The organism is Rhodococcus sp. 14-2470-1b (genome assembly GCF_002259415.1).
Taxonomy (GTDB): Bacteria; Actinomycetota; Actinomycetes; order Mycobacteriales; family Mycobacteriaceae; genus Rhodococcoides.
The window spans coordinates 192,771-218,435 of the sequence record NZ_NPFY01000004.1 but is presented as its reverse complement, the minus strand read 5'-3'; the positions used below and the strand labels follow the sequence as shown (position 1 = coordinate 218,435).

The 25,665-nt window shown below is 63.6% G+C and carries 22 protein-coding genes; 4 read left to right on the top strand and 18 right to left on the bottom strand.

The window, feature by feature from the left end:
• The first annotated feature begins 21 nt into the window (after positions 1–21).
• Positions 22–858 carry a mycofactocin-coupled SDR family oxidoreductase gene (locus CH293_RS02325; RefSeq protein WP_094719230.1) on the top strand — a complete coding sequence of 279 codons (837 nt, stop codon included), beginning with the start codon at positions 22–24 and terminating at the stop codon, positions 856–858.
• Between the two features lie 37 nt (positions 859–895).
• Here the strand turns inward: CH293_RS02325 and CH293_RS02320 are convergent, their stop codons facing one another.
• Positions 896–3,514, bottom strand: a complete 2,619-nt coding sequence (locus CH293_RS02320; protein ID WP_094719229.1) for a LuxR C-terminal-related transcriptional regulator — start codon at positions 3,512–3,514, stop codon at positions 896–898.
• Between the two features lie 277 nt (positions 3,515–3,791).
• On the opposite strand from CH293_RS02320, the gene CH293_RS02315 reads away from it, so the two are divergent.
• Positions 3,792–4,187: a nuclear transport factor 2 family protein gene (locus CH293_RS02315; RefSeq protein ID WP_037113624.1), complete on the top strand. Its 396-nt coding sequence runs from the start codon at positions 3,792–3,794 to the stop codon at positions 4,185–4,187.
• A gap of 1 nt (position 4,188) precedes the next feature.
• Complete coding sequence (locus CH293_RS02310) at positions 4,189–4,779, top strand: 3,4-dihydroxy-2-butanone-4-phosphate synthase (protein WP_094719228.1); 591 nt, start codon at positions 4,189–4,191, stop codon at positions 4,777–4,779.
• Positions 4,780–4,796: 17 nt separating this feature from the next.
• Here the strand turns inward: CH293_RS02310 and CH293_RS02305 are convergent, their stop codons facing one another.
• From CH293_RS02305 to CH293_RS02260, 10 genes are all read right to left on the bottom strand, one after another.
• Positions 4,797–5,939: a thiolase family protein gene (locus CH293_RS02305; RefSeq protein ID WP_037113622.1), complete on the bottom strand. Its 1,143-nt coding sequence runs from the start codon at positions 5,937–5,939 to the stop codon at positions 4,797–4,799.
• Positions 5,936–6,343, bottom strand: a complete 408-nt coding sequence (locus CH293_RS02300) for an OB-fold domain-containing protein (RefSeq protein WP_037113620.1) — start codon at positions 6,341–6,343, stop codon at positions 5,936–5,938. The genes CH293_RS02305 and CH293_RS02300 overlap by 4 nt, the downstream gene beginning before the upstream one ends.
• The gene (locus CH293_RS02295) at positions 6,343–7,842 is read right to left on the bottom strand and encodes a carboxyltransferase (RefSeq protein ID WP_094719227.1); all 1,500 of its coding nucleotides are present in this window, start codon (positions 7,840–7,842) and stop codon (positions 6,343–6,345) included. The genes CH293_RS02300 and CH293_RS02295 overlap by 1 nt, the downstream gene beginning before the upstream one ends.
• Entirely contained in the window at positions 7,839–9,221 is a 1,383-nt protein-coding gene (locus CH293_RS02290) for an acetyl/propionyl/methylcrotonyl-CoA carboxylase subunit alpha (protein ID WP_094719330.1), read from the bottom strand. The genes CH293_RS02295 and CH293_RS02290 overlap by 4 nt, the downstream gene beginning before the upstream one ends.
• Positions 9,222–9,226: 5 nt before the next feature.
• The gene (locus tag CH293_RS02285) at positions 9,227–9,766 is read right to left on the bottom strand and encodes a biotin/lipoyl-containing protein (RefSeq protein ID WP_094719226.1); all 540 of its coding nucleotides are present in this window, start codon (positions 9,764–9,766) and stop codon (positions 9,227–9,229) included.
• Positions 9,763–11,517 carry a pyruvate, phosphate dikinase gene (locus CH293_RS02280; protein ID WP_094719225.1) on the bottom strand — a complete coding sequence of 585 codons (1,755 nt, stop codon included), beginning with the start codon at positions 11,515–11,517 and terminating at the stop codon, positions 9,763–9,765. The genes CH293_RS02285 and CH293_RS02280 overlap by 4 nt, the downstream gene beginning before the upstream one ends.
• Positions 11,514–12,122 carry a hypothetical protein gene (locus CH293_RS02275; protein ID WP_094719224.1) on the bottom strand — a complete coding sequence of 203 codons (609 nt, stop codon included), beginning with the start codon at positions 12,120–12,122 and terminating at the stop codon, positions 11,514–11,516. Before CH293_RS02275 ends, CH293_RS02280 begins: the two co-directional genes overlap by 4 nt.
• A complete protein-coding gene (locus tag CH293_RS02270; protein WP_037113611.1) occupies positions 12,115–13,596 on the bottom strand; it encodes an AMP-binding protein in 1,482 nt (493 codons plus the stop codon). The genes CH293_RS02275 and CH293_RS02270 overlap by 8 nt, the downstream gene beginning before the upstream one ends.
• Before the next feature lie 77 nt (positions 13,597–13,673).
• The gene (locus CH293_RS02265; protein WP_094719223.1) at positions 13,674–15,227 is read right to left on the bottom strand and encodes a hypothetical protein; all 1,554 of its coding nucleotides are present in this window, start codon (positions 15,225–15,227) and stop codon (positions 13,674–13,676) included.
• A 2-nt stretch (positions 15,228–15,229) separates the two neighbouring features.
• Complete coding sequence (locus tag CH293_RS02260) at positions 15,230–15,943, bottom strand: PEP-utilizing enzyme (RefSeq protein ID WP_094719222.1); 714 nt, start codon at positions 15,941–15,943, stop codon at positions 15,230–15,232.
• A gap of 95 nt (positions 15,944–16,038) precedes the next feature.
• On the opposite strand from CH293_RS02260, the gene CH293_RS02255 reads away from it, so the two are divergent.
• Positions 16,039–16,851 (top strand): LuxR C-terminal-related transcriptional regulator, encoded by an 813-nt coding sequence (locus CH293_RS02255; RefSeq protein ID WP_052059569.1) that lies wholly within the window; start codon positions 16,039–16,041, stop codon positions 16,849–16,851.
• A 31-nt stretch (positions 16,852–16,882) separates the two neighbouring features.
• On the opposite strand, the gene CH293_RS02250 is transcribed toward CH293_RS02255, so the two are convergent.
• From CH293_RS02250 to CH293_RS02220, 7 genes are all read right to left on the bottom strand, one after another.
• Positions 16,883–18,028, bottom strand: coding sequence for a hypothetical protein (locus tag CH293_RS02250; RefSeq protein WP_094719221.1), 1,146 nt, complete (start codon positions 18,026–18,028; stop codon positions 16,883–16,885).
• A 25-nt stretch (positions 18,029–18,053) separates the two neighbouring features.
• The gene (locus CH293_RS02245) at positions 18,054–19,724 is read right to left on the bottom strand and encodes a PEP-utilizing enzyme (protein ID WP_094719220.1); all 1,671 of its coding nucleotides are present in this window, start codon (positions 19,722–19,724) and stop codon (positions 18,054–18,056) included.
• Positions 19,721–20,989: a hypothetical protein gene (locus CH293_RS02240; RefSeq protein ID WP_255122668.1), complete on the bottom strand. Its 1,269-nt coding sequence runs from the start codon at positions 20,987–20,989 to the stop codon at positions 19,721–19,723. Before CH293_RS02240 ends, CH293_RS02245 begins: the two co-directional genes overlap by 4 nt.
• A complete protein-coding gene (locus CH293_RS02235; RefSeq protein WP_037113602.1) occupies positions 20,986–21,360 on the bottom strand; it encodes a PEP-utilizing enzyme in 375 nt (124 codons plus the stop codon). The genes CH293_RS02240 and CH293_RS02235 overlap by 4 nt, the downstream gene beginning before the upstream one ends.
• Positions 21,361–21,438: 78 nt before the next feature.
• Entirely contained in the window at positions 21,439–22,731 is a 1,293-nt protein-coding gene (locus CH293_RS02230; RefSeq protein WP_094719219.1) for an acyl-CoA dehydrogenase family protein, read from the bottom strand.
• A gap of 19 nt (positions 22,732–22,750) precedes the next feature.
• Positions 22,751–23,800: a phosphotransferase family protein gene (locus CH293_RS02225; RefSeq protein ID WP_094719218.1), complete on the bottom strand. Its 1,050-nt coding sequence runs from the start codon at positions 23,798–23,800 to the stop codon at positions 22,751–22,753.
• 34 nt (positions 23,801–23,834) lie between these two features.
• Positions 23,835–25,514, bottom strand: a complete 1,680-nt coding sequence (locus CH293_RS02220) for a class I adenylate-forming enzyme family protein (protein ID WP_094719328.1) — start codon at positions 25,512–25,514, stop codon at positions 23,835–23,837.
• Positions 25,515–25,665: the final 151 nt, after the last annotated feature.

Here is a 25,665-nt window from a genome sequence, read left to right as displayed (position 1 = left end):
TCGACAGAAAGGAAGAACACAGTGGGACAGCTCGAAGGAAAAGTAGCACTGGTTACCGGAGCCGCTCGCGGACAGGGGCGTTCGCACGCGGTCAGGCTCGCCGAGGAAGGAGCCGACGTCATCGTCGTCGACCTCTGCAGCAAGCCGGAGACGACGAAGTACAAAGGATCCTCTCGCGAGGATCTCGATCTCACGGTGCGGGAAATCGAGAAGTACGACCGGCGGGCGCACGCTGTCGTTGCCGACGTGCGTGAGCTCGGGCAATTGGAAGCAGCGGTGTCCGAGGGGATCGCAGAACTCGGTCGTCTCGACACCGTCGTCGCCAATGCCGGAATCTTCTCGTCGGCGCCGCTGCACGAGCTGAGCGAAGAGCAGTGGGACGAGATGATCGACATCAATCTCTCGGGCGTGTGGAAGACGATGCGAGCGACCGTGCCCCACCTCATCGCGCAGGGCGAGGGAGGTTCGATCATCTTGATCTCGTCGACCGGTGGAATTCAGGGATTCCCGAACTTCGCGCATTACGTCGCCGCGAAACACGGAGTAACCGGACTTGCGAGAACTGCATCGAACGAACTGGGCCAGTACCGCATTCGATGCAACTCGATCCACCCCACATCGGTGTTGACCGACATGATCGACAACGAGCCGATGTACAAGTTGTTCCGTCCCGATCTGGAACATCCGACCCAGGAAGATTTCCGGGAGGCATGCCAGGGGGCGATGAACACGTTGCCAGTTCCGTGGGTCGACGCGGTGGACATCAGCAACGGCGTCGTCTGGTTGGCGTCGGACGCGGCACGATACGTCACCGGCATCGCGTTGCCGATCGACGCAGGCGCGCTCAGCAAGGTCTAGTCCCCTCGGCGCGGTCCGGTTCATCGGGCCGCGCCGATCAGACCGCTGCGAAGTACCCGGCGACTTCCTGTCTGCGGCTCATCCCCAACTTCTGCAGGACACGTTCGACGTGACCCTCGATGGTGCGCGGTGAGAGCACGAGTTTGGCGGCGATGTCCTTGTTGGACATCCCGTCCGCGAGCATCTCGGCGACCTCGCGTTCTCGGGGCGAAAGTGCGACCGCGGGTGAGGCTGCGGCGGACGTGGTCTTGGTCGGACTCGTCAGAGCAGTCTCACCGAGCGCATAGCGAGTGAGTTCGGAGACCGACATCGTCGAACCCGACGCGCGGTGTTCCTCGAACTCCTTCGCGCCCAGCGCAGCACGCGCACGTTGCTCGAACGTCTCGCGCTTGTCGATCCAGTGCTCCGAACCGTACAGCTGTTCGCCGAACGAACCCCACATCGCCGACGCCGCACCGAGCAATACCGCTGCGCGGTCGGCGGATCCGGATTCCGCCTCGGCCCAGGCGAGGAGATCGGTCATCAACGTGGTTCCCACGACGTCGTCGAACGCCCGATGCAGATCGAGCGCAGTCACCGCGAAGTCGGCTGCTTCGGAGAATCGTTCGGCTACCAGCGCGACCAGACCGAGGCCGTAGACGGCATACGAACGAAGCCAGATTTCACCGGTCTTCTCGGCGAGAACCCGGACCGAATCGAACGCCTCGAGTGCCTCGTCGAGGTTACCGGTGAAGCTGTACACCATTCCCAGGTGGATTTTCATGGTGCACAGTAGGTCCACACGGTCGGGGATGGAGTTGTAGAGCTCGCGTGAGGTGGTCAAGAAGCCGATCGCCGAGTCGAATCGGCCGTCGAAGAACTCGTTCAGACCCAGAACGTGCGTCGAGAACGCACGTACGAGTGGGTCGTCGCCACTCGATTCGATCGCCCGTCGCAGTACCTCGTCTGCAGCCACACGGTCTCCCTGGAGCGTCATCACCAGACCGGCCGTCGCCGAAGCCCTGTCTCTGATGTCGGCGAACTCCGGCTGTCCGAGCACCCGGTCCAGCCACAGTCGATGCTCGGGGACCGAGATCCCACACGCCCACAGGAACCAGACATCGGCGATGAGGTTCGCACCGCGACGTGCCTGCTCGGAATCAGGGGAGCGTAGTGCACGCTCGAGCGCGTACCTGATGTCCGCGCGGTTGTCGTGCACACACGAACTGGTGATCGCCTGGTCCGGACCGAACCAGCTGTCGGAGGCGCGGTGCAGCACATCGGCACACCAGGTGAAGTGACGGTTCCGCAGCGCCTCTGCCTCCTCCGGTGTCAACTGCGCGAACCCGTACTCGCGCAGGGTCTCGAGCATTCGGAATCGGACCTGACCGTTCTCCTCGATGCGCTGCAGGATCGACTTGGCCACCAGGGCGAACACGCCGTCGAGGATGCCGTGGCTGGAGATACCGCGGCCCGAACACACCTGCTCGGCCATGTCGAGGTCGAATCCGCCGACGAACACCGACGTGCGCGCCCACAGCAATTGCTGTTCCCTGGTGCACAGCTCGTAGCTCCAGTCCACGGTGGCCTGGAGGCTTCGATGCCTCGTCGGCCCGGTGCGGTTACCTTCGGTGAGAAGGTCGAGGCGATGGTCGAGCCGTGCCGCGAGCTGATCGATCGACAGCACACTCAATCTCGAGCACGCCAGTTCGATGGCGAGTGGCATGCCGTCCAGACGTGCGCAGACCCGCTCGACCGCGTCACGGTTGGACGGCGTGATCGAGAATGCAGGAAGGATCGCCGACGCCCTGGATGCGAACAGTTCCACCGCACCGGGAGCGGCACGCTCCACTCCCGATGTGGTGTGCATGGGCTGCAAGGCCAGCCGGTGCTCCTCCGGAATGCCCAGAACCTCGCGTGACGTCGCGATGATGTGTACCTGGGTGGTACCGCGCAGGAGAGCGGAGATGAGCCCCGCGCTGGCATCGAGTAGATGCTCGCAGTTGTCCAGTACCAACAACATTCGCCGGTTGCCGAGGTATTCGATCAGCGTGTTCTGAGTCGCCGTACTCTGCAGGCCGCGATTCGACAGTCCGAGGGCATCGGCGACGGCCTGCGGCAACAGTTCGGGCATGTGGAGCGACGCAAGTTCGACGACGCGGACGCCGTCGGCGAACGCACGACGGAATCGGCTGGCGGCGTGGACGGCCAATCGCGTCTTACCCATTCCGCCGGGACCGTTGATCGTGATGAGACGTTCGGTGCCGACGAGCAACTGCAGTGTGCGCAACTCTGAATCCCGGCCGACGAACGGTGTCGCGTAGTTGGGCAGCGACGGTGTGGACTCGCAGTCGGGAGGAGATTCGGCGAGCTCGGACAATTGTCTGCGCGCGGTGTCGACTCGACGCACCAGCGTCGTTCGCGCCCCGTCCCACCCGACGCGTCGACCGATCTCGCCGACACCGATCCCCGGTGCGGCGGCGATGACATCACGAATAGAGGCGTCGACGCTGTCGTCGGCGGATCGGCGAATGCTGCGACGATCGTCCGGCGGCGCGTCGAGAGAGAGGGCGCGTCGAACGGTGTTGCGAGACATGGACAATCTCTGTGCTATGCCCTTGATGGGGACTCCCGACGAACGCAGCGTATGAATCTCGCGCCATTCGTCGGCATTCATTCGGCCTCCTCGGCACGTCAGCGGGTGAGATCGGAATCACTCTTGTTGACCGAACAGGTGGTTGTCAACGCGCGGGGGTCAAGTTCGGTCACACGTACCGATCGGGTTCGAGCCGTGGCTCGGTGACCAGCGCGAATTGTCGCCCGTAGCGAACCACGTAGTAGGACGGTTCTCCCGGCGTTCCCGCCCGGGCAGAGTGATCCAGGACACAGAGTCCGCGATCCAGGACACAGAGCCCGCGCGGGCTCCACCATCACGACACGGAGGTTCGATACCCATGAGTCAGCAGAATGCAGAAGCACTGAAGTCGGCATTCGCGGCGGCGGACGCGGGCGACCCCGGACCCCTCGTCGCGCTGTACTCCGATGACCTGACGTGGGCTGGATTCACACTCGAGGGAGACCTCCGGCTCTACACCAAAGGAGAGTTTCTCGAAGCGTTCGGTGTGCTTGCAAAACTCGACGCCTCGGCCAACGAAGTTCTCGGCGTCGAGGTGATCGGAGACGAGTTGGTGACAGCCAACATTCGCGCGTTCCGCAAGCTCGGCGACGACGAACTCGACATCACGATGGTGATGACGCATCGCTTCGTAGACGGAAAGGTCGTCCGCGGCACCGACATGGTGCCGTCCAGCTTCGAGGCCTTCTGGTCGCGTGTCGGGATCACGGTGTGAGATGACCACAGCCACGCGGCATTACGTACCCGCCCGGTCCTGGTCCGCACGCCGACGTGCCCGAATGGCCCTGTCGCAGGGTGCACCCATCGTCGTCGTCGACGATCTTCGGGGAACTGGGAGTGATCTTGTTGTCGCAGCGAAGGACGTCGACGTTTCCGTGACAGCCCATCTGATTCGCTTCGGGTCGGGATTCGTCTGCATCACCGTCGACGACGAGACATGCCGACGGCTCGATCTACCACCGGTCGCCTGGTCTCAGCGAAGCTCGTTCTACCTGGGCTCACCTCGGGTGTCCGTGGATGTCGTGGCCGGCACCACCACCGGTATCTCCGGTGCAGACCGCGCCGCCACCGCCCGCGCACTGTCGCGTCCGGAGGCGGCGGCGTCGGACTTCACCCGACCAGGGCACCTCGTTCCCGTGCTTGCGTCGGGTGAGCGTCCCACCAGACCCGACCTGATCGCAGAACTGGTCGAAGGATCGGCGGTCTTCACCGCGTTGGAAACGTCCATTCGTGACGACACGACAGCGTTTCGGCAGGGCAGCCGGGTAATGCCGGTCATCCGAATGTCCGAGTACGCCTACTTCTGACCCGGCACGTGACGCGCCTACCGCGTCAGGACGCTGATCACACAGGCGTTTCCGTCCATTCCTGCGGCCCCGCCGCCCATGGTTTCGACGACGCCGATGTCGTGGTTCGCGACCTGGCGCGGTCCCGCCTCGCCGCGTAGCTGCCAGACGATCTCGGCCAGTTGCGCAGTACCCGTCGCGCCCAGTGGGTGTCCGCGTGAAAGCAGTCCGCCGCTGGGATTGACCGGTTGTGGACCCGTCCGAGCGGTGTATCCCGACGGTGCCATCTCCGCGCCTTGTCCGAGTTCGGCGACCCCCAGCGCCTCGAGTGTGGTGATCTCGCCGATCGTGAACGCGTCGTGCACCTCCATGACGTCGATCTCCCTCGGCGAGATTCCAGCCGAGGTGAACGCCTTGTCCGCAGCGCGGGCGACGCAGTCGAATCCCCACACGTGGGGTGAACCGTGATCCCACAGTGCACCCGACACCATCGCCGAGGACAGAACCTTGACGTCCCTTTCACCCGCCCGCGGCCTCCCGATCACCGCTGCGCCTGCGCCGTCGGTCGTGGGGCAGCACTGCAGGAAAGTCAACGGCTCGGCGATCGCGCGGGAATTCAGCACATCCTCGATCGTCGGCGCACCCCCACGCAGATGCGCGCGGGGGTTGTCGAGCCCGTTGGTCTTGTTCTTCACCGCCACCGCAGCCAGCTGTTCCTCGGTCACTCCGTACTGGCCGATGTACCGCTGCGCCTGCAGGGCGTACAGACCCGGCAGTGGCAGTGACGCTGCCCCTTCGGGATCAGTTGCTTCGGGGACGATGGCACCGGTGAACAACGTCGACATCTGATCGACGCCGAGCACCAACACGCACTCGAAACGCCCGACGCGTACTGCTTCCACTGCCTCGTGATACGCGGCTGTTCCGCTTGCGCAGGCGTTTTCGATGGTCCACATGGGGATACCGGGAAGACCGAGACCTCGCTGGATGCGAGTTGCCACACCGGGCGGGCCGAACACGGTACCCACGATGATGGCGTCGATGGCCGACGGATCGATGTCGGCGTCACCTATCGCCTCGGTGACCGCTTCCCAGGCGAGCGATTCGACGCGGCGATCCTGGAAGGAGCCGTACGCCGAGGTCCCGACGCCCAGGACTGCGACGTCCCGATCCGCGCTCACGAGAGGACCTGGGCGACGAGGTCACCGTGCTCGACGCCGGTCACGGTGACCCGGGTGTCGATCGGTACCGACTCCGGGACCACCAGATGTGCCAGGACGCGGGGTCCGTCGTCCAGGTCGATGTAACCCAGTGCGAACGGAGGCTTCCTGACGCCGACGGGGATGTCCACACGCGTCGACGCCCACATGCTCCCCGACGGGGAGAACGAGTCGGCGCGAAGACGGCCTCGGCACAGCGGGCACCACGGAAGATCACGCTGAGCCGAGGGGTTTCGGCACACCGTGCACCGCAATCCGTGCACGCGTCCGTTCCGAAACACAGGCCGGCTGTCTGCAACGGCGAGACCGCCCTTGGCCGAACCGGGTCGGCGCTTGGTGACGCGCCCCTCGACCGGAATGGTCATCAGTGATCTCCTTGCAGGGTGAGGCTGAAATCGGGTGAGCTGAGGTGCACGTATGCGCCAGTCGCTGCGGTGACGAGCTCACGGACATAGCGCATCTCACGACTCGACGCGCCGAAGTCACGGTTGCGCCTCGGCGTGTTTCGCATTATGTCGATCTCGTTGCCCGGGACCAGAAGTCGCAAGATCAGTTCATCGTCGTCGACCTCGCCGAATCGTCGACGTAGATCGTCGAGCGACGGCTGCGCGGGCACCCAGTCGTGGTAGCTCTTCGCCTTGGGAGATGCCTGGACCACGTCGACGACGTTCTGATCCATGGGTGCGACGGCGTCGCCGTAGTGCCCGTTGACGTACATCAGCACCTCATCGGGAATGACGGAATACCGTTTGCCGGTCACGACGTTCAGCACGGCCTGCGTGCCGACGAGCTGTGAGAACGGAGTGGCCATCACCGGATAGCCGAGTTCGGTCCGTACGGTCGACATTTCGTCGAGTACTTCCTCGAACCGATCTGCCATTCCGCGTTCGGCGAGCTGCGCCTTGAACGTTCCTGTCATACCACCTGGCAGCTGGTGGCGATACAGGAACAGGTCGAACTCCGCCGGCGTTCCGACGGGCAGGCCCTCGTACTCGGCAACCCGGTGCAGATGCTGCTCGACGGGGGAGAACTGGGATTCGTCGAGGTGGACATCGAAGCCGGCGTACTTCAGATTCGAGTACGTCACCTCGGTCGAGGGCAACGACACCCCGGCCGCGAGGGTGCGACTGGCCGTGTGCACGATATCGGCACCGGCGAGGGCTGCTTCCAGGTAGTTGACCGGAGCCATCGCGTTGTTGCTGTGGAAGTGCACTTCCACCGGCAGCTCTCCTGCCGCCGTCTTGATGGCCTTGACCAGGCTTCGCGTGCGATCAGGGGTGAGCAGGCCTGCCGCGTCTTCCAACTCGATGCCGTCCGCACCGAGACCGACGAGTTCCTTTGTGCGGGCGGCATAGTAGTCGTCGGTGTGGTAGGGACTGTCGGCGTAGAGAATGCACGGGATGGCCGCGGCACCCTCGGCTTGCACGGTCTTGACGAGCCGACCGATCTTGTCGAGGTTGAACAGGCCGTCGTAGATCCAGAAGCTACCGATTCCGTGCGCGACGAGCCGTTGCACCCACAGGTCCATGACACTGTCGGCGGTGAGACCGAACGTGACGATGCCGTTGCTCCGCGTGCCGGCACGAACAGTCGTGCGCGGCATGGCCTTCGACAGAGATATCAGTTGATCCCACGGATCCTCCTTGCAGTGTCGCACCAGCACCTCGAAGATCGAACTTCCGACGAGGTCGATGGTGTGGAACCCTGTGCGGTCCAGATGATCGGCGATCGGTATGCCCATGTCACGGCGCATCCGCATTCCCCACCAGCTCTGCGGTCCGTCGCGCAGGGTCTGATCGATGATCTGGATCGTGCGGCGTGAGCCGTCGGGAAGCGTCGGGGCAGAGTCGATGAAGCTGGTCATGGTGTCTCCAAGAATTCGGGTAGTCCGGTTTCTGCGATCCAGTTGGTGCTCACGTGGCCCGTACGGAAATCGGTGTGATCGAGGGCGAAGTGCGCGAAATCCGCTGTAGTCGGGACACCCTGGACGTCGAGCGCGGACAACGCAGCAAGCATGCGCGCGATGGCGTCATCGCGGTCGGTTCCATAGGCCACGACCTTGGCCAGCAGCGAGTCGTAGTACGGACTCACGACATAGCCCTCTTCGGCATGCGTGTCGACACGGATACCGTCGGCATCCGGAATTCGCCACCGCACCAGAGTGCCCGCGCGGGGCAGGAATCCGTCCCTCGGTGACTCGCTGGTGATACGTACCTCGATGGCATGGCCGGTGGTGGTGACGTCACCCTGACCGAACTCGAGCCGGTCACCTTGTGCCGACCGCAGCTGCTGACGCACCAGGTCGACGCCCGTCACGGCCTCGGTGACCGGATGCTCCACCTGGATGCGGGCGTTGAATTCGAGAAATGCGTAATCGCCGGTGTCGGCGTCGTAGATGAACTCGACGGTGCCGGCACTGTCGAGGCCGATCGCCTCGGCGAACGCGAGTCCCGACGCCCGAATCCGTGACCGTGTTGCCTCGTCCAGGCCGGGAGCAGGACTTTCCTCGACCACTTTCTGGTGTCGCCGTTGCAGAGTGCAGTCGCGCTCGCCCAGCTGCACGACGCCTCCATGGCGGTCGCCCAAAACCTGGACCTCGATGTGCCGAGCTCTACGAATGTATTTCTCGACGAACAGCGATCCGTCGCCGAATGCCGACTGAGCCTCGGAACCCGCCGCAGAGAATCGCGCCCGAAGCTCGTCGTCATTCTCGACCACGGACATTCCCCGTCCACCGCCGCCTGCGGACGCCTTGACCAACACCGGATAGCCGATCTCCGCTGCGGCACGGGATGCGGCCTCGACATCGGTCAGGATAGGAGATCCGGTGAGCACTGGAATTCCTGCAGCGCGGGCAATCTCGCGGGCACGCGCCTTGTCGCCAGCTTCGGCGACGACGTGGGGTGCCGGACCGACGAAGGTCAGCCCGTTGTCGACGCACATCTGCGCGAACTCCGGATTCTCCGAGAGGAATCCGTACCCGGGGTGGAGTGCATCGCACCCACTTCCGAGTGCGGCCGTGATCAGCGCAGCCATGTTGAGGTAGCTCGCGGATGCAGTGGGTGGGCCGATGCACACGGTCCGATCGGCGAGCCGAGCTGGAACGGACTCGCGATCGACAGTCGAGACAGCCAATACCGTCTCGATGCCGAGTTCCCGGCAGGACCTGATGACCCGGACTGCGATCTCTCCTCGGTTGGCGACGAACACCTTCTTGATCGGGCGATACTCGATATCGCTCATCAGGGTCACTTGTCGTCGGGTTCTATCAGGAACAGCACCTGGTCGTACTCGACCATGTCTGCGTTCTGTGCCTGGATCGCCACGATCGTTCCCGCCACCGGTGAGGAGACATTGCTCATCAGCTTCATCACCTCGACGATGCCGAGTTGCTGCCCCGCCTCGACGTGCTGGCCGGTGGTGACGAAGGGTGCTTCCCCTGGGCTCGGCGCGACCCAGAACGCCCCGACCACCGGCGATTTGACCGCGACCTCGGTTCCGGTACGTGCGGGTGTGGCGACCGGCGATGCGGGTACGGTTGCCGGGGTCGGCGCGAGCGGCGCAGCGGGGGTCGGCGCGAGTGGCGCAGCCTGCGCCGACGCATCGACAGGTGCAGTCGAGGCAGCGGCCGGAGCGTGCGCCGTCGACGGCGCGCTGTCCCGGCCGAGAACGAGATGCATGCCGTTGATGTCCAGTTCCATGCTCGCCCAGCCGGAGGCAGTGAATTCGCGGACCAAAGCGGTCAGTTCGCGCATGGTGACGTCGGTGGGTACTGTGCTGTCGATCATTTCTTCTCCTCCTGGAGGGCCATCGAGGTCAACAAGACGGGTAGCGCTCTCGCCGCGACGACGGTCGTCACACCGGCATCGAGGGCGGCTCTCAGTGCGTCCTTCCGTCCGAACACCGCGCCGCGCACCGATCGTGTTCCTTCCGGTATCTCCGGCACTGCATCGGGATCGAAGTCGACTACCGCAGCGAGGTCGAGGGCATCGGCGTCGAAAACAGGCTCGGGCGCCGAGTCGGCGACCACCGAGACCGGCGCATGTTCGCGCGCCCAGCCGATCAATCGCTGCAGATCGGTGTCCTCGCTCTCGTCGACGGACACGGTCGGCAATTCACCTGCGTAGATCCTTCCTGCGACGGCGTCCACGGTGATTGTCTTTCCGACAAGGCCGGCCACGGCATCGGCGCATCCGACGATGCACGGAGTATCGAGCGCACGGCTGACGACCGCAGCATGCGACGTCGCGCCGCCAGTCTCCGTGACGACGGCGGCGGCAGCGATCATGCCGTGCACGTCCTCCGGGCTCGTATTGTGGCGAATCAAAATCGAGTGCGGAATCTGTTCGGCCTCTTCGGGTGTGGCGACTGCGAGCCCGGAGGCAACTCCTGGACACGCAGAGGTACCCGAGCCGAGCGTTTCCGCAACGGCGAGGGCGTCGGGGTCGACGACGGGACGCAAGAGGGTGGTCACCTGCTCCGCAGAAACACGTCGGAGGGCGTCGAGCGGGGTGATGACTCCTTCGTCGACGAGTTCTACAGCGATACGCACAGCAGCGCGGGCCGTGCGCTTGGCGGGCCGAGACTGGAGCATGAACAGAGTTCCCTGCTGGACCGTGAATTCGATGTCCTGGGCGTCGCGGCCTTGCTCGTCGAGACGTGACGCCGCGGCCAGCAATTCGCTGTGCACGTCCGGGGCCCGGTCGGCGAGGACATCGAGCGGTTGTGGGGTCACCTTGCCGCTCACGACATCCTCACCCTGACCGCGCGGGAGATACTCCCCGTACGCCTCACGCGCTCCCGACAACGGGTTGCGGCTGAACAGAACTCCGGTACCCGAGTTCTCGTCGAGGTTCCCGAAGACCATCGCCTGAATCGTCACGGCCGTCCCCAGATCCTGACGAATCCCATGATGCTTGCGGTATGCGATGGCACGACGGGTTCGGCTCGATTCGAACACCGACGCAACCGCCGATTCCAGCTGTTCCCAGGGATCCTGCGGAACGTCCCTGCCGGTCTCACCGACGATGGCCGCACGCACCGAGGCGGAGCAATCGTACGAGTCCAATTCGTCGACGCAACCCAGCACCAACTGGCCGTAGAACGAATGGAACCGGCGACTGACCTCCGCGGCGAACTGCGTGCTTCCGGTCTCGTCCGCGAGGGCGCGCTCCACGTCGTCGGTGAACCCGAGGTTGAGAATGGTGTCCATCATGCCCGGCATGCTGACGGCCGCGCCGGAGCGTACCGACACCAGAAGTGGCCGAGTCGATCCTCCGAACCTACGACCCAGCGATGCTTCGAGGCCGGCTATCCCTGCCCGAAGTTCCAGAGCCAAGCCGTCGGGCAACGTTTTTCCACCGTCGAAGTACGCCCGGCATGCATCGGTGGTGACGACGAAAGCCGGTGGAACAGTCAGGCCAAGGGAAGCCATGCGCCACAGACTCCATGCCTTTCCGCCGACGAGTTCGCGATCGGGCTCGGCGGACTTCCCGTCGGGAATCACGAGCCAGCGCGTCGCTGCGGTGACGGTACTCATTCGTCACGCTCGCGTCCGGTGATGCGCAGGATGTGCTCGTGCATCTGAAACCACACCGTGTGGAAGGAGTCGATGCGCACCGAACTGACGTAGTCGAGTTCACCGTCTTCGGCGCGGGTGAGTGCGTCGGAGATCCGACTCAAGAAGCGGTCGACCGAGGGCTGCGTCGTGATCAACGGAGCCAGAACCGTGCTGGTCTTGTCCAGAACCGCACCGAGCTTGTCGATGATCTTCGCGTCGTATGCGGTATCGCTGTGATCGTTGGGCTGGCGCTCGCCTGCGACCTCGACCTCCTGCCACGCAGTGGTGAGAGCGAGAACCTGTTTGTTGACACCGGACTCGAACAGGTCCATGGCAGAGGCGATCTCGGCACTCGCGCGTTCGTCGGCGAACCACTGCGGGTACGTGTCGTCGAGCGTGGACCGGCCCGCCGGCGTGATCATGAACTTGCCTCGTGCCGCCATGGCATTTCCGTCGGAGACCGCCTGTTCCAGTGCAGATTTCACGTCGTCGGGGTTTTGGTCGAGGATCGCCACCAGTCCCTCTACATCGGAGAGCTGTTTCAAGGTCAAGCAGTGCAGTGTCGTGGTGTACGCGTCAGACATTGGTGGGTTCCTTCTCGATGTTCATGCGGTCACGGACCTCGCGACGGAGGGATTTGCCGACGGGGCTGGTGGGCAGCGAGTCCCAGAATTCGATGTATCTCGGACGTTTGAAGCCCGCAAGGCGCGACGAGCAGTGCTCGGTGAGTTCCTCGGCCGTGACCGCAGCGCGTACGACGACCGCTGCACACACTCGTTCGCCCCAACGCTCGTCGGCGATACCGACGACGGCAGCCTCCAGAACCGCGGGATGAGCCAGAAGTGCATCCTCGACTTCGCGGGGGTAGACGTTGAACCCGCCGCTGATGATGACGTCGTGACGACGATCCAGGAGAAACAAATAGCCGGAATCGTCGATACGGCCGAGATCGCCGGTGTGGAGCCAGCCGTCGGGATCGATCGTCTCGGCCGTGGCCTCGGGGCGTCGCCAGTACTCCCGCATCGTGTGTGGGCCGCGGGTGACGACCTCCCCGACGCCGCCCGCCGGCAGCGAATTGTTGTCGGTGTCGCGGATGTCGACCTCGACGAACGTGTACGGCTTGCCGGCCGACGCGAGCCGCTCCTGATCGTGTTCCCACGGCTGCAGACACGTGATGGCCAGCGGGGCTTCCGCCTGACCGTACAGCTGCGCGAACACCGGACCGAGGATGTCGATCCCGCGTGCGAGCAGTGTGGTCGCCATCGGGGCGCCACCCCAGCACAAACGCTCGAGCTTCAGGTTCGCGGTGGCGGTCTCCGGATGCTCGAGCAGCATCGCGATCATTGTCGGAACCATGAAGGTGTTCGTCGCTCCGAATTTCGTTGCCGCGGCAAGGAAGTTCGAGGGAGTGAACTTCTCGAGTACGACGCTCGGTGCGCCCTTGACCAGGTGTGGCAGGAAGAACGCGCCGCTGCCGTGCGTGATGGGTGCTGCGTGCAGCATGACCGAGTAGGGGCTCAGGTTCGGGACGAGGTCGACGAGAAAGTTGGCAACCTCCGCGAGTTCGCTTGCAGTGGTGAGGACGACGGCTTTCGGCTTACCCGTCGTGCCGCCGGTGTAAGCGAGCCGCAGGGGTTCGTCGGCGCCCCGGCGAACGTCGCAGGGGCCGTCGGGTGCATCGGCGATCAGGCCTGCGATGTCCTCGGCACGGATCATGACATCGACCTCGGACGCTGGATCGCCGGCGAAGACGTAGCCCCGAGACCGAGAGTCGTCGATCTTGTGGATGTGCTCGGCTGCGGTCTCCCGGGTGTTCAGTGGAACACGAACGAGACCGGCCTTGGCGAGTGCGTAGTAGACGGTCACGCCGTCGATGCCGTTGGGCATGGCTACGCTGACTCGGTCGCCGGGAACCAATCCAAGGCCGAGCAGTGCATGGCCGAGTCGGTCGGTGGCACTGTCGAATTCGACGAAGGTCACCGTTCGTGCATCGGTGACGATCGCAGGCGCATCGCCGAACTGACGTCCGGCTCGCCGGATCAGATCTCCGATCTGCATGTGTTCTCCTCGTGTGTAGTGCGCGTTCCTCCGTGAAGGGAAATGCACACTCCTGGATGCATTTCCCCTTACAGGGCTCAGGACAGGTCGGCCCGGCGAAGGCCGGCACCGCGGCCGACAATGGTGCGCGACGTCGCCTGTCCCAGCTGGTAGAGCTCGTCTGCTTCGGTGGTGTGCCAGTTTCGCTTGACCCATTCCTCGTCGAAGTAGCGATAGGGTTCCTGGGTGACGCCCGGACTGAACGCGGCTGCGCGAGCGTTGTAGTCGTCGATCTCGAGCCGCCCGGCGCTGGTGACCCAGAGGCCGGTCTTCGGCTCGATGGTCGAGGACCCCGAGAAGTGCGAGCGATCACCGACGGTCGGTGCGAATCGCTCCGCGTCACGCAGGGCATCGTACGGAATTCCGGTCATCATGTGCTGGTTCAATCCCGAGTAGCGCGCCATCTGATACTCGTTGGCCTTCTGGTGTGGGAGGGACAGCAGCCCGACCATCTCGCCGAGACCGTCGCGCGCGTATTCGTCGTTCATCAACGGCTTGAAACGTTGTGCGCGGTCGTCGAGTTCGAACCAGTCGCTCTGCCGATACGTGCCCGCGAGATGGGCGAAGTCCTTTCCGACGGACGAGTAGACCAGAGCGCCGCCGTCGATCATCTGCTCGCGTGACCAGCTCGCAATCCGCTTCCACAGATCTGCCGTCGCCTCGTTGAGGATGGTTCGGTAGTTCTCCATCGTCTCGGCCAACGTGTCGGAATTCTCCATGCCCACCGGCTGGTAGCCCTCGGTCAGAACATCGGCCGTGTACAGCCCCACTGCGACGATGTTCGACGCGGAGTACGTCGGTTCCGCCTCGAACGACGCCCAGTCGTCCATCAGGTTGAAGTTCGTGTCCTTGAAGACGAGCGAGATACTGAGGTTGTTCAGTGGAAGTGAGGTGGCGATGCCGTCGAGCCAGGGGTAGTCGCCCTCGGTGAGATCGAAGAAGTCGCGCATGACCATCTGGCGGCCTTCGCCGAAGTTGTAGGGTCCGCTGTTGTGGATGCCGATCCGGCACTCGCAGTGCGCGAGGAACGCGTATTGGGACAGCTGGGCGAGCAGCTTGACGGTGGCGTCGTGCAGTCGGTCGCCTGCGGTCACGCCGTGCAGGTCGGCTTCGATGACCTGCAGAGTGCGCTCCGGCAGGAATTGGCTGCGGTCACCGAACTCCTTGTTGGTGATGTGCCCGTCGTTGCGGTGGTAGGCGAGCGCGAACCTCCGTGAGAAGTCGACGACGTCGACGACGTCCTCCGCCGCGTCCTCCGGACGGAGGAGGCCCCAGTTCATCAGCATTTCGCGTCCCAACAGGTAGAACGCAGGCATTCCCCATGCTGCGTTGACCGTGTCGACCTTGAGGCTGACCTCGCGGGCACGGTCACCGAGCTCTTCGGCGGGGGTCGCTGCGTCGATTTCGCGGAGCAGCGTGGGTAGGCGGTAGAAGCTGTTGAGGTACGACAGCAGCATGTAGGGGTTCATCGGGAAGAGCTTCGACTCCTGGACGGTGCGCGTGATGCACAACCAGTACGTGGTGTCGCTGAGATTGCGTATATAGCTGTTGGTTTCGAGCAGATCCCGGTAGTCGTAGCGCGGAGTACCCATGGTCAGTTCTCTCCTTCGAGCTTCCAGATACGTGCGTGACCGGTGTCGCCTGTCTCGTAGGCGTCGGCCCCGGGAGGTGTAGCGGTGATCTCTATTTCGACGATGTCGCCGTCGACGAGCGTGCCGATCGAGCAGTTCATCAACGTGGGGACGTCATATTCGCGGGCGAGGATGCCGAGGTGCGACCGCACTGTTCCGCCGAGACAGATGATGCCTGCAAAGCCCTCCAGGATCGGCGCGGTCAGCGTGCCGCCGGAGTCGTCGATGACAGCGATGGTTCCGGTCGGCACCCCCTCGACCAGGAAATTCATGACCTGCTCGACGTCCGATACCAATGCGACAGGCCCGCTGATCGGAGCCGCTTTGCGAATGACGTTGTCGCCCGCTCCGACGAGTCGCCTGCCGTCCACGAGTTGGGCCTCGGCCTGGTTCGACGGTTCGGGCTTGTCGGCAGACTTGTACTTGTCCGGGTCGGCCGCAAGCGACGCAGTTGCGGAGTATTCGAAGCGGTAGCCGGAGTCGAGAACGTTCTTCTCCACGGTGACGGCGTCGTCGATGGTGAAAAGGCTGCTGTCGAGGACCAGCTCCGCCCACGGCCTGTCCGAGGCGGCGATCCGGGATGCGACCAGGTCACGAATGGCGGAGTTGAAGCGGTTGGGCAGCGGAGTGAGCTCCGCAGTGCCCCATTTGGGAACGGTGATCGCCGGGTCTGTCATGAGGACCTCTTCGCACGTCGGTGGGGCGGCCGGAGGAATTCTCCGCGTCGGCCGGGTGATTGTTCACTGATCAAAATCTATGTAGCGTGTGCCATGTGTCACAGTCCACGATGGTGGACAGTCCTGATCCGATCCGGCGCCCTGCGCCTTCGTCCGGTCACCGCACTGTCCTGAAGAACGCCGATTACCGGCGAGCCTTCGCAGTGCTCGAACGCTGCGACGCAGCCAACTGCCTGTCCGACTTCAAGGAACAGGTGGTCGACGCGCTGTCCGAGGTGTTCGGCTTTCGAGACGTGTCGTTCTTTGCGGGCCCGACGTTCCAGACCACATTCGTCGACCGGTCACCGGTGGTGACCGGTCGCACCGAATCGATGCTGAGCGAATATCACGACCGGTGGGCCCACCACGACGTGTTCGGGACGCCGACGGCCCTGCGCATGCTCCAAGCAGGCGGAGTGGCGTCGCTCGGGGAGGTGCATGCGTTGGGTGCCATGCCGTCGACGGCGTCGGCATACGTCCACCACTTCCTCGAGGGAACGTGGTCGGTCGACGCCGCGGCCGCGATGCGCGTCGATCTGTACGGGATGCACACGGGATTGATCGGCATCTTCACCGGCGACGCAAAGCAACTCGGCCCTGTAGAGCTTGCGACGCTGCGACTGTTGGCGCGCCAGCTGTCGGCGGTTGCGCGCAACATCCCGTTCGTGTCGGCGCGAGGGGACTTCCATGATCTGACCGAGCGTCAGCGAGAAGTCGTGCGGCTCATCGCCGAAGGTCTCAGTAATGCGCAGATCGCCGCGACGCTGTCGCTCGCGGAGGACAGTGTCAAGAAGTATGTGAGCCGAATCCTCGCCACGACGGGATGTCACACGAGGATGGAACTCGCCCTCCTCGCACGATCGGGGTAGTGCGGCGCGTCCCGCACTACCCCGGCTCGAATCAGAGGAACGAATCTTCCCGGGTCAGACCGTACTTCGGGTGCTCGCCGATGACCATGGATTCGAAGATCGCGTATCCCTCCGCGTCACCCTCCCTCGTACGCATCGGAAGGTCTCGAAGCTGATGTATCTCGCGCACCGCATCGGGCGTGGACACATCGGCGATTCGTTCACCGTCGAGGTGGTCGGGTCCCGCATAGACGCCGTGCCGCTGGTTCTTGTAGCCGAAGTACAGGCCGGCTCCGAGGTGAAACCCTGTATCGCTCAACGGCTCGAGTTCTATCCGGCGAGTCTCGCCCCAGCCCGCATCGAATTCGATCGTCCCGCCGAGCAGTCGACGGTTGGTCGGGTCGAACTTCAGATCATCCCGTACGCCTACCAGCGGATGTTGGGAGCCGTCGGCTTCGTTCACGAATCCAGAGAAATAGGTGACGGTGTCACCTTCTTTCTGCAGATAGAAGTGGATTTCGTACCGGCTACCATCGGGCCTCTGGAACGACATCGGGCTCCAGAACAGCGTGAAGTCGCGTTCCAAGCGTTGAATTCGATGTACGTCCGGGGCTGGCTCGCCGACGTCCATGCGTACACCCCACGAATGGTCCCGGTAGGCGAGCCACTTGTCGGGTGTGATGTCGATGGTGCTGCCGTCGATCTTCAAAGTACCTTCGGCAGTGCATAGTTGGTGGTACCGCAGCACCTCGGAGCACATGCGCAGCCCGAGAGTGTCGCGTTGCGCATCCTTGGCTTCGAGGAACGGGGGTAGTACCGCGGTGAGCACTACGTCGAATTCGATAGGTTGAACATCGTTCTCACGCAGTACGAATCGAAGCTTCTTCATGGGTTCGATCACTTCGTAATCGAACGGGCCTGCGCCGATTCGCTCCAGGTCGTCGTCCAGTGTCCTGCTTGCGCGGACGGTGATCTGCTCTGTTCCGCGCGAGACGCCGGCGAACATGTCCATCACGTTCCGATTGTGGTATTTGCCGAGCCCGCAGTCGATTTGGGCTGAACCGTCGATGGCGAAAATGGGTGACCAGATCTTCTCGGTCCAAGAAATGTCGGACTCGGACACGGTCGCGAAGGTTTGCACCGTCTGGTGGTGCAGCAATTCATCGGCGGGGAGGAGCTTTTGTTGGGACTGTCGCATGAGCACTGTTCCTTCGGTGGGTAGGTCAGAGGACGGGGGAGAAGGAGCCGGGAAGGTCGTTGGCCACGACGGCAGTGCCGAAGATGGTTCCGGCGCTGCCGTCGTCGCCCAGGGGATCCGGGTAGAGCGCAAGGGTGTCCGAGGAGATCGACCAGTCGATATCGTCGACCACACCCGCGACGGCCGCGAACGGCTTGAGACCCCAGCTGTACATCGTTGTCGCGGCGAAGATGCGTTCCTCTCGGTTCATGTCCGCGAAGCGTTGGTACAGCTCGCCGTGTATCCGACTGACGTCTGCGGACAGGGCCGGCCAGTCGTCCGGTTCGATCTGCACCCGATCGCCGGACGAGGTGGTTCCGACAACCGCGACGGCTGTCACCTCGGAGAGGAACTGATCGGGCTCGGTGAACGTCGTACCCCAGTCGTTGATCTCGAACGATTCGAACGATTTCGGATCGAATTTCAGTACCAGCGACAGGGATGCATACGGGCCGTGCAAGCCTTCCGCCCACGGATACGCAAAGTCGCTGGGTTGCAAGCAGAGGAGGTCGCGAACGATCGCAACCTGGCCGGCCCCTGCCGGGTAGGGCCCGGAATCGTAGATGCCGACTCGGGAGTCGGTGAAGTGCAGGAACAGATAGCCGGTGACGGTGGCGTTCAGACGCTTCAGGGCCTTGGTGTCCGACGCCCGGAGCGGCGTCGCCAACTCGATCAGCGGGTTCACTTCCTCGCTCGGAAGATACCGATGGGTGAAGCCCGCGTCCTTGTTGTCCAATGTGCCGTCACCGCGTTGAGCGAGCGCCAGCCGTCGCCAGAAGTCGATGACCGTACGGATCTCGTCGGTTCGGTCGGTGGGCTTCAGCAGACCCATCTGGATCAGACACTGACGACCGGTGAGGTAGTGGTACCCCGACATCCAGTTCCACAAGGGACTGGCGATGCCGGCGCGCTCCCGAAGGCGAGCGCCGATCTCCTCAGCGGGCATCGCTGACTCGATAATACGGACACGCTGCGCGTAGGTATGGAAGTCCTCGATCGTCGAAAGCGACATGTACGGCATCATCGGGAACAGTTCGGAGGTGAACCCCGACCGTCTCGTCATCTCGGGTTTGAACGTCCTGCCCATGTGCTGTACCAGATCGTCGAGACGGCTGTCGGTCAGCGGCTGGGCGATCAGTGCACTCAGGACGTCGTCGGTCACGGTGACGTCGAACTCCTTGACGGCGATGTCGTCGCCGACGCGCCGAATGTAGCTCCACCACTTCTCGACTTCGACATCGACGTCGATCGCGCTCGGAGGTGCGGTCTCGCCTGCGGCGGGTGTATCGGTCACAACGGTGACCGTGCCGCGTCCACCGTCCACGTAGTCCAGACGTACGGTGTCGCCGTCGGTCAGAGCAGAATTCACTGTCGCGCCGACGAGACAGGGAACCTCGAATTCACGGGAGACGATGGCCAGATGCGAGCGCAGCGTTCCGTCGCACGCGATGATGCCCGCAAGACGCCCCAGGATCGGTGACAAGAACGTAGTACCACCGGAATTGACCAGTGCCACCATGGATTCGACGTCCTCGTCGATGGACGCGATGACGTCCTGTGGCGAGTCGAAAGTGCGGATGGTGCCGGTGATCGGCTCGAACCGGTAGGACGGAATACCAGATCCCACACTTGTATCGACATCGTGCACTGTACTCATAGCGTCTGTCCTATCGATCGGAAACAACTGTCACGGTCGGCAGGCACGAAAATTCCACCGATGAGACCGAGGGCGACGGCAGGATCGCTGAACTTCGCGTAAGAATCGACGATGCGCGGTGTAATGGCCCAGTCGATCTTGTCGTACACCCCGGCGACGCGAGCCCAGCTCTTGAGCTTCCAGCTGTACATCTGTGTGGCGTAGAGGTTGCGCTGCTCGGGGTCGGTGTCCGCGAATCGGGAGTAGAGAGCGCGGTGAGCGCTACGGACGGACTTCTCGACGGCGTCGACCTCGTCGCGTTGGAGTGGACGCAGGCCGTCACCGTCGTTGACGAACACACGCGCGTCGATGACCTCGTCGAGGTAGTTACTCGGGTCGAACCATGCTGTACCCCAGACGTTGTTGTCCATCTTCACCGAATCCGGGAGCCGGTACGCGAGAACGAACTGGTGATGTGCGAGCCCTTCGCGGATACCGTCCAGCCATGGAAACTCACCGTATTTGTCGGCGCACAACTCTCTCAGAAACAGGAATGTTCCGTCGCCGAGGTGATACGGGCCTGTGTCGCACACCGCCGTCCGTGCATCGCAGTTCTCGAGGAACATGTAACCGGTCAGGCGGGCGCCGAGCTTGCGTAGTTTGAGTCGCATCGCGTCGTCCACGGGATTCAGCTCGCCCAGAATGCGATCGACGGTGGCGGAGTTCACCACTCGCGAGCTGTCTGCAGGCTGCGCATCCATGTTGAACAGCACGTCGTCCTCGCGCATCGCGATGGTTGCCTCGCGCCAGAATCGCAGCACCGTCAGCTGATCGTCGAGACCCTGTTCCAACGAGTTCTCGCCCAGGTCGACGAAGATCTCGCGGCCGGTCATGTAGTGCAACGGCATCGCGGCGAGGTTGATGAAGTTCTTCTTCGTGCCTACGGACAGTTCCTTGGCGACGAGTTCGGTGGGAGTGAACTTCTCGGTAATTGTGCGAATCCGCTCGGGGACGCGGAGATAGTCCTCCATCATCGACATCAGGATGTAGGTGTTCATCCCGAACAGTTCGGACTCGAACACTGTCCGTGCGGACAGCTCGCTCTTGTAGGCGGCGCCGCCCTTGTGGATCAGCCAGTTCCACTCGTCGAGCGTCGGTTCGTAGGTTGTGTCGGTGTAGAGCCGCGTGAGATCACTCGGCGCGAAGGCGGGAGTGGAGCCTGCGGAATGACCGGGGTGGGCGGGAGTGGAGCCTGCGGGATGACCCAGCTGCGGGGTGGCGGTCATGCGATCACGGCCGATGTGCGGGCGATGCGAGCCGTCTCGGTGTCGTTGAGGTCCAACGTGACGATGTCACCGTCGACGATGTCGCCGGTCAGCGTCGTGGCGAGAACGCACGGGACGGCCGACTCACGGCTGAGAATCGCCAGGTGGGATTCACGGCTTCCCGCCGAGCAGACGATCGCTTTGAGGTCGGGGAGGATCGGTGACAGAAACGTCATGCCGCCTTTGTCGACGAACGCGATGGTCTCTTCGAGGTCGTCCTCGTCGATGGACAGAACGTCCGACGTTTCGCGGAACCACCGAGCAGTTCCGGTGACGGTCCCGGCGGTGAACAGATTGGTTCCTGTGCCGACTTCTTCGTGCGTGTCGCTCATTGCAGTCCTTCGCGTTGGCTCTACGGACCCGGCCGGCGTGGCCGGGTTTGTACCAACGTTAGGAATGTGTGATGGCGATCACGATCCACCTTGGGGGACATCCGCTCGGATGCGCGCACCGCCAGATTTCTTCAGCTCGGATTTCGCGATGGTGCGCACGTGGACTTCGTCCGGGCCGTCGAAGATGCGCATGGCCCGATGCCAGCCGTACATCGCGGCGAGTGGCACGTCGTCGCTGACGCCTGCGCCGCCGTGAACCTGGATGGCGCGATCGATGACGTCGAGCGCCACCCGGGGGACGGAGACCTTGGCAGCCGAGACGTACGGTGCCGCAGCTTTGTTGCCATGTACGTCCGTGATCTTCGATGCGTACTGGCACAGCAGGCGTGCTTGATCGATCGCGATCCGCGACTCGGCGATCTGGGCCTGCACCACACCCTGTTCGGCGAGCGGCTTGCCGAACGCGACGCGGGACTGTGCCCGCGACACCATCAGCGACAGCGCTCGTTCGGATGCGCCGAGTGCGCGCATGCAGTGGTGGATACGACCGGGGCCGAGGCGTGCCTGCGCGATCGCGAAGCCGGCGCCCTCCTCGCCGAGAATGTTGGTGACGGGTACTCGGACGTCGTCGTAGACCACCTCGCAGTGCCCGTGTTGATCCAGCCGGCCGAACACCGGAACATCGCGTACGACGGTCACACCTGGAGTGTCGATCGGTACGAGCACCATCGACTGTTGACGATGCGTCGGAGCGTCGGGGTCGGTCTTGCCCATGACGATGAGCAACCGGCACCGCGGGTCGGATGCGCCGCTGGTCCACCACTTTCGACCGTTGATCACGTAGTGGTCGCCGTCTCGGACGATTCGGGTCTGGATGTTGGTGGCGTCGGAACTTGCAACCTCGACCTCGGTCATGGAGAACGCGGACCGAATTTCACCTTCCTTCAACGGCTCCAGCCACTGCTGCTGCTGTTCCTCCGTGCCGAACAGATGCAGCAGTTCCATGTTGCCGGTGTCCGGAGCCTGGCCGTTGGTGGCCTCGGGCGCCAGATGCAAACTCCACCCGGTGATCTCGGCGAGCCCTGCGTAGTCGAGTTGGCTGATCCCGGAATAGGCAGGGAGAAACAAATTCCAGAGACCGCGTGCGCGCGCTTCCTTCTTCAACGTCTCGACGACAGGAGGGAGCGAGCTGTCCTCCGGACCTACCGAGGCGCGGTAGCGCTCGTACTCGGCCTCGGCGGGAAAGACGTGCGTGTGCATGAACTCGACCAGGCTCTCGCGCAAACGAAGCGCTGTCTCGGACGGACGAAGATCCAGAGATGCGACGTCGACGGTAGCGGGCATGGCGGGAGTGTTCACGGCGTGCGTCATGAGGAGGTCCTTTGACTGTTCAGCCGGCGAGGCCGGTGACGGAAGAAGCAGATGCGCGGTCGAGCGCGCGCCCGAGCAGCGGCCCGACCATGTCGCCGACGCGTGAGAAGTCCTCACCGTCGGTGTGCCCCTGGGCGTACCGCGCGTGAATACCTTCGAGGATGACCGCTATCTTGAAATCGGCGAACACGAGGTACCAGTCGATGTCGGGCACGTCGATGCCGCGCGTCGCGAGGTAACGCTGCACCATCTCGTCGCGGGTCGGGAACCCGGGCAGCGCGGTGGCACCTGCAGTGATCGGGTTGTAGAACTCACCGGCGTTGTCCCAGAACGAGCACAGTATTCCGAGGTCCGTGAGGGTGTCTCCGAGCGTGGACATCTCCCAGTCGAGCACACCCAGAATTGTCGTCGGGTCGGAGCGGTCGACCATCATGTTGTCGATCTTGAAGTCGCCGTGCACAATTCCCGGATAGCTCCGCGGCGGAAGGGCAGAGCGTAGTCGGCGGTGCAGTTCGGCGACCTCGGGCCGTTCGGCGGTGGCGGATGCGTCCCACTGCCGAAGCCACCGGCCGAGTTGCCGCTCGAGGAACCCGTCGGGCTTGCCCCAGTTCGCCAGGCCCACCTCGGCGGGGTCGATGGAGTGCAGATCAGCGAGGACGGTGGACATCGAATCCGCGAGCCCGCGGCGTTGCGACTCGCTGAGCGTCGCGGTGTCCTCCTGGGTGCGGAGGGTGACGCCGTCGAGCCTGTCCATCACGTAGAAGGTCGTACCGATCACCGTCGTGTCCTCGCAGATCCCGACCGTTCTCGGCACGGGTACTGCGCTGTCTCTCAGTGCCGTCAGAGCTCGGTACTCTCGGCCCATGTCGTGGGCTGTCGGAAGGACGTGTCCGCGGGGAGGGCGACGCAGAATCCAGTTCTTGCTGCCATCGCCCAGTTCGTAGGTCGGATTGGAACGCCCTCCCGCGATGAGGCGAGCGGTCAGATCGTTCACGGGCGAGGACTCCACATGGGCCAACCACTCGCGCACGGCAACCACGTCCAGCTCGTCCACCGTCGTGGTGTCCATTATCGGTCCCTTTCGAAGGTTTCGAACAGCGTCGTCAGGAATTGCGAAGTTCACGGCGAAGCAATTTGCCGCTCGTGGTCTTCGGAAGTTCGTCCATCACAACCAGTTCCCGGGGGTACTTGTAGGCCGCCATTCGGGTTTTGCAGAATTCGATGAGTTCCTCGGGGGTGACCGACGAGCCGGCCGTCAGCGAGACGAACGCTTTGACGGTCTCGCCTCGATATTCGTCGGGGACTCCGACGACGGAGGCTTCGCGCACCGCTGGATGCTGATACAGCACGTCTTCGACATCGCGGGGAAACACCTTGTAGCCGCCTGCGTTGATCATGTCCTTCAGTCGGTCCACGACGAAGAGCCATCCGTTGTCGGTGACCTTGCCGACATCACCGGTGTGCAGCCAACCATCGCGAATCGCGTGAGCGGATTCCTCCGGCATCTGCCAGTACCCGGGCACCACCATCGGGCCCGACACGACGATTTCCCCGACCTCGCCGGGCCCGAGGTCATGTCCGTCGCTCAGGTCGACGATGCGAACATTCGCCTTCGGCACCGGGATTCCCACGGACAGCGCGCCGCTGTCGGGATCGACCGGCGGATCGATCTCGGGTGGCCCGAGGTGTGTCGGCGACGTCGTTTCGGTCATTCCGTACGCGCCGCGCAACACCCATCCCGTCGCGTCTCGGACGCGATCCACGAGCGCGGGCGACACGGGCGCCCCGCCGGACGGGGTCTTGGTGAGCGAACCGAGATTCAGTTCGTCCTTGGCTGGATGGTTGCTCAGGGCAATGAACAACGTGCTCGCCCCGATCATGAACGTGCCGCGCCATCGATCGATCGCTCGGAGTGTCTCTTCGGCGTCGAAGCGGTGCATCAGAACCAGTGGCGCACCGCTGACGATGTGAATTCCGAGGCACGCGACGATGCCGGTGATGTGGAAGACGGGTGCGACGCCGATGATCACGTCACGATCTGCGCGCAGGTCCCACCACTGGGTGTAGACGGTGGAATTGTGCACGAGCGAACCGTGCAGGTTCATCGCTCCTTTGGAACGGCCTGTCGTACCCGACGTGTAGGTGAGAATGCCGATGTCGTCGGCACCCGCCGGGTGGGTCGACGGCACACCGCGTCCGGCGACCGCTGTCGTCCAAGCCGTGGTGTCCGAGAACGACTGTGGCGCAGGGATGTGCGCACGCACCGACGCCGGCACCGACGCGTCGGGGGTCATGTCCAGCGGATGCGTGGTGACGACGATGTCGAGTGCCGTCTTCACCCGAATCGGGGCGACGGACTCGGTGTACAGGCTGTCCAGGCAGATCAGCGCCGTAGCGCCGCAGTCGACGAGGTGATGTTCGAGCTCCCCTGCCCGCAGCATCGGGTTGACGGCCACCGGAATCGCGCCGATCTTCCAGGCGGCGAGGACGGCGACGAGCCATTGCGGATCGTTCTGCAGGTACACCGCGATGCGATCTTTCGGCGCGATACCCGCATCGTGCACCGTCTGCGCGAGCGCGTCGGCAGCGGCGTCGACCTCCGCGAACGTGAGGGTGGCACCGAAATAGTGCACCGAAGGACCGTCGGGCGTCGCCGACACGCGTGCGTCCCACGCATCCAGCAGGGTCGGAAAAGCCGACGCCGCGTCAGGCGTCGCGGTGCTCGGGTACATGCCGGCCCACGGGCGATCGTCGGTTCGGAGGGTGTCGTCGAGTTGCTTCACTGTTCCGCCTCGTCCTAGGTCCTGCGATCGCCGTGCAGTGATCGATTTCTCACCATCGTTCGGGCCGAGCGATCGCTTGTCAAGTTTCTTGCTCCACGTTCGAAAATGGGTATCGACGCACTTGAACGGAGATTTCGACTGTTCAGTGGTT

Bases quoted from the DNA above. Each gene is read 5' to 3' on its own strand.
- CH293_RS02320 (WP_094719229.1), bottom strand. From the start codon at position 3,514: ATGAATGCCGACGAATGGCGCGAGATTCATACGCTGCGTTCGTCGGGA.
- CH293_RS02315 (WP_037113624.1), top strand. From the start codon at position 3,792: ATGAGTCAGCAGAATGCAGAAGCACTGAAGTCGGCATTCGCGGCGGCG.
- CH293_RS02310 (WP_094719228.1), top strand. From the start codon at position 4,189: ATGACCACAGCCACGCGGCATTACGTACCCGCCCGGTCCTGGTCCGCA.
- CH293_RS02300 (WP_037113620.1), bottom strand. From the start codon at position 6,343: ATGACCATTCCGGTCGAGGGGCGCGTCACCAAGCGCCGACCCGGTTCG.
- CH293_RS02295 (WP_094719227.1), bottom strand. From the start codon at position 7,842: ATGACCAGCTTCATCGACTCTGCCCCGACGCTTCCCGACGGCTCACGC.
- CH293_RS02290 (WP_094719330.1), bottom strand. From the start codon at position 9,221: ATGAGCGATATCGAGTATCGCCCGATCAAGAAGGTGTTCGTCGCCAAC.
- CH293_RS02285 (WP_094719226.1), bottom strand. From the start codon at position 9,766: ATGATCGACAGCACAGTACCCACCGACGTCACCATGCGCGAACTGACC.
- CH293_RS02280 (WP_094719225.1), bottom strand. From the start codon at position 11,517: ATGAGTACCGTCACCGCAGCGACGCGCTGGCTCGTGATTCCCGACGGG.
- CH293_RS02275 (WP_094719224.1), bottom strand. From the start codon at position 12,122: ATGTCTGACGCGTACACCACGACACTGCACTGCTTGACCTTGAAACAG.
- CH293_RS02270 (WP_037113611.1), bottom strand. From the start codon at position 13,596: ATGCAGATCGGAGATCTGATCCGGCGAGCCGGACGTCAGTTCGGCGAT.
- CH293_RS02265 (WP_094719223.1), bottom strand. From the start codon at position 15,227: ATGGGTACTCCGCGCTACGACTACCGGGATCTGCTCGAAACCAACAGC.
- CH293_RS02260 (WP_094719222.1), bottom strand. From the start codon at position 15,943: ATGACAGACCCGGCGATCACCGTTCCCAAATGGGGCACTGCGGAGCTC.
- CH293_RS02250 (WP_094719221.1), bottom strand. From the start codon at position 18,028: ATGCGACAGTCCCAACAAAAGCTCCTCCCCGCCGATGAATTGCTGCAC.
- CH293_RS02245 (WP_094719220.1), bottom strand. From the start codon at position 19,724: ATGAGTACAGTGCACGATGTCGATACAAGTGTGGGATCTGGTATTCCG.
- CH293_RS02240 (WP_255122668.1), bottom strand. From the start codon at position 20,989: ATGACCGCCACCCCGCAGCTGGGTCATCCCGCAGGCTCCACTCCCGCC.
- CH293_RS02235 (WP_037113602.1), bottom strand. From the start codon at position 21,360: ATGAGCGACACGCACGAAGAAGTCGGCACAGGAACCAATCTGTTCACC.
- CH293_RS02230 (WP_094719219.1), bottom strand. From the start codon at position 22,731: ATGACGCACGCCGTGAACACTCCCGCCATGCCCGCTACCGTCGACGTC.
- CH293_RS02225 (WP_094719218.1), bottom strand. From the start codon at position 23,800: ATGGACACCACGACGGTGGACGAGCTGGACGTGGTTGCCGTGCGCGAG.